A 12,080-nucleotide genomic window follows, 5' to 3' on the forward strand; every position below is an offset into this window, starting at 1 on the left:
GGTCAGCGGCTGGTGATCAGCGGGTCGAGGGCGACCGCGACGAAGAGCAGCGACAGGTACAGGTTGGACCAGTGGAAGAGCCGCATCGGCTTGATCTCGCTGAGCTCGTCGCTGCGCTTGGCGCGCGACCACATCAGGTGCGCCTCGACCAGGAACGCCGCCCCGAGCACGATCGCGGCGAGCGGGTAGACCCAGCCCGTGTCCGCGACCGGCCACAGCGTCAGGGACAGCGCCACCATCGCCCAGGAGTACACGACGATCTGCTTGGCGACCTGCTCCCCGGAGCGCAGCACCGGCAGCATCGGTACGTCGACCGCCGCGTAGTCCTCGCGGTAGCGCATCGCCAGCGCCCAGGTGTGCGGCGGCGTCCAGAGGAACACCACCCCGAAGAGGATCACCGGCGGCCAGGCCAGCTCGTTGGTGACGGCGGTCCAGCCGATCAGCGCCGGGAAGCAGCCCGCGAGGCCGCCCCAGACGATGTTCTGGGTGGTCCGGCGCTTGAGCACCATCGTGTAGACGAAGAGGTAGAACGCGGACGCCGCGAGCGCCAGGCCGGCGGACAGCCAGTTCACCCAGAAGCCGAGGACCAGCGTCGAGACCACCGCGAGCACCAGCCCGAAGACCAGCGCGGCCCGCGGCGAGACGATGTGCCGCGGCAGCGCCCGGCGCCGGGTCCGGCGCATCTGCTCATCGATGTCGCGGTCGTAGACGCAGTTGAGCGCGTTCGCGCTGCCGGCCGAGAGCGTGCCGCCCAGGACGGTCGCGATCACCAGGCCCAGCGGCGGCACCCCGCGCTGGGCGAAGAACATCACCGGCACGGTCGTGAGGAGCAGCAGCTCGATGACCCGCGGCTTGGTCAGGCCCACGTACGCCGCCGCCACGTCGCGCAACGAGGCGCGCTCCCGGGGATCGTTCGAGCCAGGTCCGGAGACGGACACGTGGGACTCGACCGCGGTCACGCGGGGCCTCGATTCCTGGCAGACGGTTGCGCATCTCACCCTGCGCACGGGGGTAGTGGACTCGCTGAGTCTACTGGTCCGTGAGTAGGCTCGGACGCGGTGGCCACGAGTGCCGCCGCGCAGCATCGGCAAGATCACATCTGAATCACACCTGAAGCGGCCGAGAGGACCTTCTGCCTTGAGCAGCACCCGCACCCCGTTGGACTGGACCGACCTCGATCAGCGCGCGGTGGACACCGCCCGCGTGCTGGCCATGGATGCCGTGCAGAAGGTCGGCAACGGCCATCCCGGCACCGCGATGAGCCTCGCCCCGGCCGCCTACCTGCTGTTCCAGAAGCGGATGCGCCACGACCCGGCCGACCCCGCCTGGTCGAACCGCGACCGGTTCATCCTCTCCTGCGGCCACTCCTCGATCACGCTCTACACGCAGCTCTTCCTGGGCGGCTTCGGGCTCGAGCTCGACGACCTCAAGGCGCTGCGGACCTGGGGCAGCCGCACCCCCGGCCACCCGGAGCACGGGCACACCGCCGGCGTGGAGACCACCACCGGTCCGCTCGGCCAGGGCGTCGCCAACGCGGTCGGCATGGCACTGGCCGCCCGTCGCGAGAAGGGGATGTTCGACCCCGACGGCCCCCTCAACGGAGACGGCCCGTTCGACCACCACGTCTACGCGATCTGCTCCGACGGCGACCTGGAGGAGGGCGTCAGCGCCGAGGCCTCCTCGATCGCCGGCCACCAGCAGCTCGGCAACCTGACCGTCGTCTACGACGCCAACCGGATCTCGATCGAGGGCGACACCCACATCGCCTTCACCGAGGACGTCGCGAAGCGCTACGAGGCCTACGGCTGGCACGTCCAGGTGGTCGACTGGACCAAGGACGGCGACCACACCGACGGYGCCGGCTACCACGAGGACGTCCCGGCGCTCTGGGACGCGCTCGACGCCGCCGAGGACGTCACCGACAAGCCCAGCCTGATCGTGCTGCGCACGATCATCGCCTGGCCCGCGCCGAACGCCCAGAACACCGAGGCCTCGCACGGCTCCGCGCTCGGCGCCGAGGAGATCGCCGCGACCAAGAAGATCCTCGGGTTCGACCCCGAGCAGACCTTCGAGGTGCCGGCCGACGTACTCGCCCACACCCGCGGCCTGCTGGAGCGTGGCAAGGCCCATGGCGCCGCCTGGGACGAGCAGTACGCCGCCTGGGCCGCCGCCAACCCCGAGCGGGACGCGCTCCTGCACCGGCTCAAGGGCCGGGTGCTCCCGGCCGGCTGGGACGCCGACCTGCCGACCTTCCCCGCCGACGCCAAGGGTGTCGCGACCCGGGTCGCCAGCGGCCAGGTGATCAACGCGGTCGCCGAGCACCTGCCCGAGCTGTGGGGCGGCTCGGCCGACCTCGCCGGCTCGAACAACACCACCATCAAGGGCGCGAAGAGCGTCACGCCCACCGAGTTCCAGACGCACGACTGGACCGGCGACCCCTACGGCCGGGTGCTGCACTTCGGCATCCGCGAGCACGCCATGGGCTCGATCATGAACGGCATCACGCTGCACGGCGGCACCCGCGTGTTCGGCGGCACCTTCCTGGTGTTCTCCGACTACATGCGTCCCGCGGTCCGGCTCGCCGCGCTGATGAAGCTGCCGACGATCTACGTCTGGACCCACGACTCGATCGGCCTCGGCGAGGACGGCCCGACGCACCAGCCGGTCGAGCACCTCGCCGCGCTCCGCGCGATCCCGGGCCTCGACGTGGTCCGGCCGGCCGACGGCAACGAGACCGTGGCCGCCTGGAAGGCGACCCTGGAGCACACCGACCGCCCGGTCGCGCTCGCGCTCAGCCGCCAGAACGTCCCGACGTTCCCGCGCGGGAACGACGAGTCCGGCCAGCACTGGGGCAGCACCGAGGGCGTCGCGAAGGGCGGCTACGTCCTGCTCGACGCCGAGGGCGAGCCCGACGTCGTGCTCGTCGGCACCGGTTCCGAGGTCCAGCTGGCCGTCGCCGCCCGCGAGCAGCTGGCCGCCAAGGGCATCGCCGCCCGGGTCGTCTCGATGCCGTGCCGCGAGTGGTTCGACGCCCAGGACCAGGCCTACCGCGACAGCGTGATCCCGCCGATGGTCAAGGCCCGGGTCAGCGTCGAGGCCGGCATCGCCCTGGGCTGGCGCGAGATCGTCGGCGACCACGGCAAGAGCGTCTCGCTGGAGCACTTCGGCGGGTCCGCCGACTTCAGCACGCTGTTCCGGGAGTTCGGGATCACCGCCGAGGCGGTCGTGCTGGCCGCCGAGGAGAGCGTCCGGTCCGTGGAGGCGAAGAGCCGCTGAGCAGGGCGCCCGAGCCGAACCGCAGACCGCCGTACGGGAGCAACGAGGGAGAGGAACGCTGATGTCCGATCGTCTGAAGAAGCTGTCCGAGGCAGGTGTGTCCATCTGGCTCGACGACCTGTCCCGCGAGCGCCTCGAGACCGGGAACCTCGCCGAGCTGGTGAAGGACTCCTCGGTCGTCGGGGTGACGACGAACCCGTCGATCTTCGCCGTGGYGCTGGCCGACGGTGAGCGCTACGACGACCAGGTCGCGACGATCGCCGCCGACGGCGGTGACGTGGACCGGACCGTCTTCGAGCTCACCACGACGGACGTCCGGAACGCGTGCGACGTGATGCGGCCGGTCTGGGAAGCGACCGACGGGGTCGACGGCCGGGTCTCGATCGAGGTCTCCCCCGACCTCGCCCACGACACCGGGGCGACGATCGCCGAGGCGAAGCGGCTCTGGGACGCGGTGGACCGGCCGAACCTGCTGATCAAGATCCCCGGCACCGCCGAGGGCTGCCCGGCGATCACCGCGACGCTGGCCGCCGGCATCAGCGTCAACGTCACCCTGATCTTCGGCCTGGCCCAGTACCAGGACGTCATGGAGGCCTTCCTCGAGGGCATCGAGCAGGCGCAGGCGAACGGCCACGACGTCTCCGCGATCCACTCGGTGGCGTCGTTCTTCGTCTCCCGGGTGGACACCGAGATCGACAAGCGCCTCGACGAGGCCGGCGCCGATCCGGCGCTCAAGGGCCGGGCCGGCATCGCCAACGCCCGGCTCGCCTACCGGGCCTACGAGTCGTTCTTCGCCACCGGCCGGTGGGCCGAGCTGGAGGAGGCCGGCGCCCGTCGCCAGCGTCCGCTGTGGGCCTCGACCGGCGTCAAGAACCCCGACTACGACGACACCATGTACGTCGTCGAGCTGGTCGTGGAGAACACGGTCAACACGATGCCGGAGAAGACGCTGGAAGCGGTCGCCGACCACGGCGAGATCGCCGGGGACCGGGTGCGGCCGTTCTACGACGACGCCGAGGACACGATGGTGGCACTGGCGGCAGCCGGGATCGACTACGACGACGTGATCGCGGTGCTGATCCGCGAGGGCGTCGACAAGTTCGTGACCGCGTGGCACGAGCTCCTCGGGACGGTGGAGGCCAGCCTCACCGCCGCCCGGGAGGCCGGGGCACGATGAGCGAGGAGCCGCCGGTCAGCTGGAACACCACCGCCGGAACGGGCGGCTTCGAGCTCTACTTCGGCTACCGGGACGAGGCCGCCTACGCGGACCTGGTCGACGAGCTCGTCGCCGACGGCGTCGCCTCCGGGATCGCCCGCCAGGACGCCACGCTGTGGGGTGCGGAGGCCGAGGCGGAAGCCGCCAAGCGGCTGCGCTGGGTCGCACTCGCCGAGGAGTCCCGCGCGCTGGTCGGCCGGATCGAGGCGCTGCGGGCCGAGCGCAACGCCGCCGGACTCGACCACGTCGTCCTCTGCGGCATGGGCGGCTCGTCACTGGCTCCGGAGGTGATCACCGCCGCCGCCGGGGTCCCGCTGACGGTCCTGGACTCCTCCGACCCGGACTACGTCCGGTCCGCCCTGTCCGACCGCCTCGAGCGCAGCATCGTCGTGGTCTCCAGCAAGTCCGGCGGGACGGTCGAGACCGACAGCCAGAAGCGCGTCTACGAAGCGGCGCTCACGGCCGCCGGGCGGGACCCGAAGGACCACCTGGTGGTCGTGACCGACGCCGGCTCGCCGCTCGACCAGTCGGCGACCGCGGCCGGCTACCCGGTCTTCCACGCCGACTCCGGCGTCGGCGGCCGGTACTCCGCGCTGACCGCGTTCGGCCTCGTCCCCAGCGGCCTGGCCGGTGTCGACGTCGGCGCCCTGCTCGACGAGGCGGCCGCGATCCAGCCCGCGCTGGAGGCCGACTCCCCCGCCAACCCGGGGCTGCGGCTGGGCGCGCTGCTCGGGCTGGCCAACCGGGCCGGTGCCGACAAGGTCGTCCTGGCCGAGAACGGTGGTCGGCCCTGCGGCTTCGGCGACTGGGCCGAGCAGCTGATCGCGGAGTCGACCGGCAAGGACGGCAAGGGCATCCTGCCCGTCGTCGTGTCCGGCGTCGACGCCCCGAACTACCTGCCCAGCACGCCCGACGAGGTCCTGGTGACGATCGGCGGCCTCGACGAGGAGGTCCGTCCGGCGTCCGGGTACGGCGCCGCGGTGTCCGCGCCGCTGGGCGCCGCCTTCCTGCTCTGGGAGTACGCCGTCGCGGTGGCCGGCCGGGTGATCGGGATCAACCCCTTCGACCAGCCCGACGTCGAGAGCGCCAAGCAGGCGGCGCGCGACATGCTCGAGGGCGGGACCAACGCCCCGGAGCCGGCGTTCACCGACGGGCCCGTCCAGGTCTTCGGCAGCGACGGCCTGCTGGACGGCGTCAGCAGCGTCGCCGCCGCCGTCGCCACCCTGCTGAGCCGACTCGACGGCGAGCGCGGCTACCTGGCCGTGACGGCCTACCTGGACCGGGCGGCGCACGCGGCGCTGGCCAACGTCCGCGACCATCTCGCGGTGCGCACCGGCCGGCCGACGACGTTCGGGTGGGGCCCGCGGTTCCTGCACTCGACCGGGCAGTACCACAAGGGAGGCCCCGCCTGCGGGGTCTTCCTCCAGGTCACCGGCACCCCGGTCGAGGACCTCGAGATCCCGGGCCGGCCGTTCACCTTCGGGGAGTTCATCGCCGCACAGGCCGTCGGGGACGCCAGCGTCCTCGCCCAGCACGGCCGGCCCGTGCTGCGGCTGCACCTGACCGACCAGGAGGCCGGTCTGCGCGTGCTCAGCGACCTGCTGGAGGTGCCCCAAGGGGCAGCTGACGGAGCCGCGCTGTGACCGACACGGCGGGGTGGGTCAACCCGCTCCGCGACCCGGAGGACCGTCGTCTCCCCCGGATCGCCGGTCCCTGCGGCATGGTGCTCTTCGGCGTGACCGGCGACCTGTCGCGCAAGAAGGTCATGCCGGCGATCTACGACCTCGCCAACCGGGGCCTGCTGCCACCGGGGTTCAGCCTGGTCGGGTTCGCCCGCCGGGACTGGGCCGACCAGGACTTCGCCCAGATCGTGCACGACTCGGTCCGCGAGCACGCCCGGACCGAGTTCCGCGAGGAGGTCTGGCGCCAGCTCGCCGAAGGCTTCCGGTTCGTGCCCGGTGACTTCGACGACGACGTCGCCTTCGACCACCTCCGGCGCACCATCGAGGAGCTGGACGAGTCCCGCGGCACCGGCGGCAACCACGCCTTCTACCTCGCGATCCCGCCGACGTTCTTCGGGGCGGTGGCCGGTCAGCTGAAGGAGCACGGCCTCGCCGAGCCGACTCCCGGTTCCTGGCGTCGGGTCGTCGTGGAGAAGCCGTTCGGCCACGACCTGGAGTCGGCGCGGGAGCTCAACGAGATCCTCGGGCAGGTGTTCGACTCGGGATCGGTCTTCCGGATCGACCACTACCTCGGCAAGGAGACCGTCCAGAACATCCTGGCGATGCGGTTCGCGAACAACCTCTTCGAACCGATCTGGAACGGCAACTACGTCGACCACGTCCAGATCACGATGGCCGAGGACGTCGGCATCGGTGGCCGGGCGGGCTACTACGACGGCGTCGGCGCCGCCCGGGACGTGATCCAGAACCACCTGCTCCAGCTGATGGCGCTGGTCGCCATGGAGGAACCCACCTCCTTCGACGCGGAGAGCCTGCGCGCCGAGAAGCTCAAGGTGCTGCGCTCGGTGTCGCTCCCGAAGCGGCTCGACCTCACCACCGCGCGCGGCCAGTACGCCGCGGGCTGGGCGGGCGGCGAGCAGGTGCGCGGGTTCACCGAGGAGGACGGCATCAAGCCGCGCTCGACGACCGAGACCTACGCCGCGGTCACCCTGCTCGTGGAGACGCGCCGCTGGGCCGGGGTGCCGTTCTACCTGCGCACCGGGAAGCGCCTCGGCCGCCGGGTCACCGAGGTGGCCATCGTCTTCAAGAAGGCGCCGCACCAGCCGTTCAGCGCGACCTCGACCGAGGAGCTCGGCCAGAACGCCATCGTGATCCGGGTCCAGCCCGACGAGGGCATGACGATCCGGTTCGGCTCGAAGGTCCCCGGCACCGCGATGGAGATCCGCGACGTCAACATGGACTTCGCCTACGGCGGCTCGTTCACCGAGGCTTCGCCGGAGGCCTACGAGCGCCTCATCCTGGACGTGCTGCTCGGCGACCCGCCGCTCTTCCCGCGGCACGAGGAGGTAGAGGTCTCCTGGCAGATCCTCGACCCCGTCCTCGATCACTGGGCGAAGAAGGGCCGCCCCGAGGAGTACGCCTCGGGTGGCTGGGGACCGGCGTCGGCCGACGCGATGCTGGCCCGCGACGGGCGCACCTGGCGGAGGCCGTGATGAGCAGAGCGAGGCGACCCTGATGATCGAGCTCCTCGACACCAACTCCTCGGAGATCGCGGCCGAGTTCGTGCGGGCCCGTACCAAGGCCGGCAGCCCCGCGATGGGCATGGTGATGACGCTGGTGATCGTCGTGGACGAGGAAGCCGCCCACGACGCGCTGCGAGCCGCCCGGCTCGCCTCCCGCGAGCACCCGGCGCGCGTCCTCGGCGTGATCCTGGGCGACGCCCGGGGCAGGGCGGCCGTGCACGCGCAGGTCGGCATCGGCGACGACTGGACCGGCGAGACGGCGATGATCCGGCTGCGCGGAGAGGTCGTCCGCCACCCCGAGTCCGTGGTGCTGCCCCTGCTGCTGCCGGACTCCCCCGTGGTCGCGTGGTGGCCCACCGACGCGCCGGCCGACCCGGCCGCGGATCCGCTGGGCGCCCTCGCGCAGCGCCGGATCACCGACGCTGCGGCCGCCACCCGCAGCAAGAAGACCGCGATGCGCGCCCAGTGCGTGTCCTACAGCAAGGGCAACACCGACCTGGCGTGGACACGGATCACCCCGTGGCGGGCGCTGCTGGCGGCGGCCCTCGACCAGCACCCGCTCAAGGTGCGCCGCGCGGAGGTGACCGCCGAGCGGATCAGCCCGAGCGCGGACCTGCTCCAGGCGTGGCTCAGCGACCGCCTCAAGGTGCCCGTCGACCGCAGCAGCTCGGCCGGGCCGGGGATCACCGAGGTCGTGCTCGACACCAAGGAGGGGCCGATCCGGATCGCCCGCTCCGACGGGCGGTTGGCAGTCTTCTCCTCGCCCGGCCGGCCGGACCGTCCGGTCGCGCTCCGCCGGCGCGACCTCCCGGCCCTGCTGGCCGAGGAGCTGCGCCGCCTGGACGAGGACGACGTCTACCACGCCGCGGCGAAGCGGCTGCTCAAGCTGGACCGCTCGTCGTGACGCGCGACATCGTCGTGCTGTCCGACCCGCAGGCGGTGGCCGACGCCGTCGCCGACCGGTTCCTCACCCGGATCCGGGCCGCCCAGGAGCGCGGTGAGGTGCCGCAGGTGGCGCTCACCGGCGGGACCGTCGCCCGGCTCGTGCACCGGCAGGTCGCGGCGCGCGCGGCGTCGTACGGGATCGACTGGGGGCGGGTCGTCTTCTGGTGGGGCGACGAGCGGTTCGTGCCCGCGGGCGACCCCGACCGCAACGAGGTGCAGGCGCGGGAGGACTTCCTGCGCGCCGTCGGCGCCACCCGGGTCCACCCGGTCCCGGACAGCACCGGCTGCCCGGACGTGGTCACCGCGGCCACCCGGTACGGCGACCTGCTGCGCGCCGAGGGCGGCGGCGCCTTCGACCTGGTCATGCTCGGGATGGGGCCCGACGGGCACGTCGCCTCGCTCTTCCCCGGCTTCCCGCAGCTCGACCGCGACGACACCATCGCCGTCCCGGTCACCGGCTCCCCCAAGCCGCCGCCGGAGCGGGTCAGCCTCACCTTCGCGGCGCTGAACCGCTCCAAGGCGGTCTGGTTCCTCGTCACCGGCGCCGAGAAGGCCGCGGCGACCGCCCGCGCCTGGGCCTTCGAGGGCTCCGTCGAGGAGACCCCGGCCCGCGGGATCAGCGGTCCGTCGGTCACCTGGTTCGTGGACGAGGCCGCGGCCGGCTGAAGACGCGGAACGGCCCGTCCCCAGCGGGGGCGGGCCGTTCGACGGTGTGCTCAGAAGATGACGTCGCCGGACTTCCGGCGGGCGCGCAGGGTCTGCAGCGCCTCCTCGAGGATGTCCTTCGCCTCGGCCTCGGAGCGACGCTCCTTCACGTAGGCCAGGTGCGTCTTGTACGGCTCGATCTTGGTCGGCGGCGGCGGGTTGTCCGAGTCCAGGCTCGCCGGCAGGCCGCAGCGCGGGCAGTCCCACTCGTCGGGCACCTGTGCCTCGATCGCGAACGCGATCAGGGTCCGGTGCTCGCGGGAGCAGAAGTACGTGACGTTCTGCCGAGGAGCGGCCTCACCCCGCTCCGCCTCACCCATCGGGCCGGCGCCTACACGGCTGCCCCGGATTGCGTTACCTGCGCCTGCCACCAAGTTCTCCTACGAGTGTCCGCACCAACACGACAAAGTGAAGCTGAGAGAAGGGTCGACGCCCCGGGACTAGTTGTTCGTCTTGAGCAGCAGGCCCAGCCCGACCACGCAGGCGAACCAGACGAGCCCGATGCCGACCGTGATCCGGTCGAGGTTGCGCTCGGCGACCGACGAGCCGCCGAGGCCGCTGGAGACACCACCGCCGAACATGTCGGACAGACCGCCCCCGCGCCCCTTGTGCAGCAGCACGAGAACGATCATGAGCAGGCTGGTGATGACGAGCAGAACCTCGAAGACGATGACCACGGCGGAATCCTAACTGACGGGGTTGTGCTGGGGACCCTCCGGGAGGATCAGAGCACCGGCATGTCGTAGAACCGGCAGATGCCGCCGAACTCGTCGGCGTCCAGGCTGGCCCCGCCGACGAGGGCGCCGTCGACGTCGGCCTTCTTCATGATCCCGGCGACGTTCGCCGCCTTGACCGAGCCGCCGTACAGCACCCGGACTCCCGCTGCGGCCTCCTCGCCGTGGGTCTCGGCGATGCGGGCACGGATCGCGGCGCACACCTCCTGGGCGTCCTCGGGGGTGGCCACCTCGCCGGTGCCGATCGCCCAGACCGGCTCGTAGGCGATCACCAGGTCCGCGACCTGTGCCGCGGTGAAGCCGGCCAGCGAGCCGTCGACCTGCGCCACGGTGTACGCGACGTGCGTTCCCTCCTGGCGGATCTCCAGGCCCTCGCCGACACAGACGATCGGGGTCATCCCGCCCTTGAGCGCCTGGTGCGCCTTGGCGTTGACCAGGGCGTCGTCCTCACCGTGGTACTGGCGGCGCTCGGAGTGCCCGACGACCACGTACGAGCAGCCGAGCTTGGCCAGCATCCCCGCGGAGATCTCGCCGGTGTAGGCACCGTCGTCGTGCGACGAGACGTCCTGGGCGCCGTACTTCACCTGGAGCTGCCCGCCGTCGACCGTGGTCTGCACCGAGCGGATGTCGGTGAACGGGGGAACGACGACGACCTCGACCTTGCCGAAGTCGTGCTTCTTGTCCGCCAGCGCGAGCGCCAGCTTCTGGACGAGGTGCACGGCCTCGAGGTGGTTCAGGTTCATCTTCCAGTTCCCCGCCATGAGCGGGGTGCGAGCGGCTGCCATGTCCTGGGTCAGTCCTTCAGTACGTCGATGCCGGGGAGGGTCTTGCCCTCCAGGTACTCCAGCGACGCGCCGCCGCCGGTCGAGATGTGCCCGAAGGCGTCCTCGTCGAAGCCCAGCTGGCGGACCGCCGCGGCCGAGTCGCCGCCGCCCACCACGGACAGGCCGTCGACCTCGGTGAGGGCCTGCGCGACCGCGCGGGTGCCCTCGGCGAACGCGGGCTGCTCGAAGACACCCATCGGACCGTTCCAGAAGACCGTCTTCGCGTCGGCCAGTGCCGCGGCGAACAGCCTGCCGGACTCCGGGCCGATGTCGAGGCCGACCGTGCCGGCCGGGATCGCGTCGGCCGCGACCACCCGCGCCGAGGCCTCGTCGCCGAACTTGTCGGCCACCACGACGTCGACCGGGAGCAGCAGCTCGACGCCCTGGGCCCGGGCGCGCTCCAGGTAGTCGAGGCAGACCGGGATCTGGTCCTCCTCGAGCAGCGAGGTCCCGATCTCCTTGCCCTGCGCCTTGAGGAAGGTGAAGAGCATGCCGCCGCCGATGAGCAGCTTGTCGGCCTTGCCGAGCAGGTTGTCGATCACACCGAGCTTGTCGGAGACCTTGGAGCCGCCGAGGACGACGACGTAGGGACGCTCGGGGCGCTCGGTGAGCCGCTCCAGGACGTCGATCTCCGCCGCGACCAGGCCGCCCATCGCGTGCGGCAGCCGCTGCGCCACGTCGTACACGGAGGCCTGCTTGCGGTGCACCACGCCGAACCCGTCGCTGACGAACGCGTCGCCGAGGGTGGCGAGCTGGTCGGCGAAGGCGCCGCGCTCGGCGTCGTCCTTGCTGGTCTCGCCCGCGTTGAAGCGGACGTTCTCCAGCAGCGCGACCTGGCCGTCGGCGAGCCCGGCGACCGTCGCGGTCGCCGAGTCACCGACGGTGTCGGTCGCGAACGCCACCGGCGTACCGAGGAGCTCGCCGAGACGCGCCGCGACGGGAGCCAGCGAGTAGGCAGGGTCCGGGGCGCCCTTGGGTCGGCCGAGGTGCGCCATCACGACGACCCGGGCGCCCGCAGCAGCGAGCTCCTGGATCGTCGGCAGCGACGCCCGGATCCGGCCGTCGTCGGTGATCTTCCCGTCGTCCAGCGGCACGTTCAGGTCCGACCGGACCAGGACGCGCTTCCCGGTGAGATCGCCCAGACGGTTCACATCAGATGCAGCGAGACCGCCCAC

11 protein-coding genes are annotated in these 12,080 nt (G+C 71.9%); 6 read left to right on the top strand and 5 right to left on the bottom strand.

The genetic code is table 11. The features are described 5' to 3' along the window. Positions 1–2 precede the first annotated feature (2 nt). Positions 3–959 carry a heme o synthase gene (locus tag AB4Y76_RS14505; protein ID WP_441926456.1) on the bottom strand — a complete coding sequence of 319 codons (957 nt, stop codon included), beginning with the start codon at positions 957–959 and terminating at the stop codon, positions 3–5. A gap of 178 nt (positions 960–1,137) precedes the next feature. On the opposite strand from AB4Y76_RS14505, the gene tkt reads away from it, so the two are divergent. The 6 genes from tkt (at position 1,138) to pgl (ending at position 9,308) form a co-directional block, all read left to right on the top strand. Further along, complete coding sequence (tkt, locus tag AB4Y76_RS14510; RefSeq protein WP_441926458.1) at positions 1,138–3,276, top strand: transketolase; 2,139 nt, start codon at positions 1,138–1,140, stop codon at positions 3,274–3,276. 61 nt (positions 3,277–3,337) lie between these two features. Beyond that, positions 3,338–4,453 carry a transaldolase gene (tal, locus tag AB4Y76_RS14515; RefSeq protein WP_441926460.1) on the top strand — a complete coding sequence of 372 codons (1,116 nt, stop codon included), beginning with the start codon at positions 3,338–3,340 and terminating at the stop codon, positions 4,451–4,453. Beyond that, positions 4,450–6,135, top strand: coding sequence for a glucose-6-phosphate isomerase (locus tag AB4Y76_RS14520; protein WP_441926462.1), 1,686 nt, complete (start codon positions 4,450–4,452; stop codon positions 6,133–6,135). The genes tal and AB4Y76_RS14520 overlap by 4 nt, the downstream gene beginning before the upstream one ends. Further along, on the top strand, positions 6,132–7,667 hold the full coding sequence (gene zwf / locus AB4Y76_RS14525) for a glucose-6-phosphate dehydrogenase (RefSeq protein ID WP_441926464.1): 1,536 nt from the start codon (positions 6,132–6,134) through the stop codon (positions 7,665–7,667). The genes AB4Y76_RS14520 and zwf overlap by 4 nt, the downstream gene beginning before the upstream one ends. Positions 7,668–7,689: 22 nt before the next feature. Next, positions 7,690–8,601, top strand: coding sequence for a glucose-6-phosphate dehydrogenase assembly protein OpcA (locus AB4Y76_RS14530; protein WP_441926466.1), 912 nt, complete (start codon positions 7,690–7,692; stop codon positions 8,599–8,601). Further along, a complete protein-coding gene (gene pgl / locus AB4Y76_RS14535; RefSeq protein WP_441926468.1) occupies positions 8,598–9,308 on the top strand; it encodes a 6-phosphogluconolactonase in 711 nt (236 codons plus the stop codon). Before AB4Y76_RS14530 ends, pgl begins: the two co-directional genes overlap by 4 nt. Before the next feature lie 50 nt (positions 9,309–9,358). Here pgl and AB4Y76_RS14540 read toward each other — a convergent pair whose 3' ends face one another. The 4 genes from AB4Y76_RS14540 to AB4Y76_RS14555 form a co-directional block, all read right to left on the bottom strand. Next, positions 9,359–9,718, bottom strand: coding sequence for an RNA polymerase-binding protein RbpA (locus tag AB4Y76_RS14540; RefSeq protein ID WP_441926470.1), 360 nt, complete (start codon positions 9,716–9,718; stop codon positions 9,359–9,361). A 69-nt stretch (positions 9,719–9,787) separates the two neighbouring features. After that, positions 9,788–10,024 (bottom strand): preprotein translocase subunit SecG, encoded by a 237-nt coding sequence (gene secG, locus AB4Y76_RS14545; RefSeq protein ID WP_441926472.1) that lies wholly within the window; start codon positions 10,022–10,024, stop codon positions 9,788–9,790. A 47-nt stretch (positions 10,025–10,071) separates the two neighbouring features. Beyond that, a complete protein-coding gene (tpiA, locus tag AB4Y76_RS14550; RefSeq protein WP_441926474.1) occupies positions 10,072–10,866 on the bottom strand; it encodes a triose-phosphate isomerase in 795 nt (264 codons plus the stop codon). 8 nt (positions 10,867–10,874) lie between these two features. After that, entirely contained in the window at positions 10,875–12,080 is a 1,206-nt protein-coding gene (locus AB4Y76_RS14555; protein ID WP_441926476.1) for a phosphoglycerate kinase, read from the bottom strand.

Origin of the sequence: Marmoricola sp. RAF53 (assembly GCF_052114005.1) — a bacterium.
Lineage (GTDB): Bacteria > Actinomycetota > Actinomycetes > Propionibacteriales > Nocardioidaceae > Marmoricola.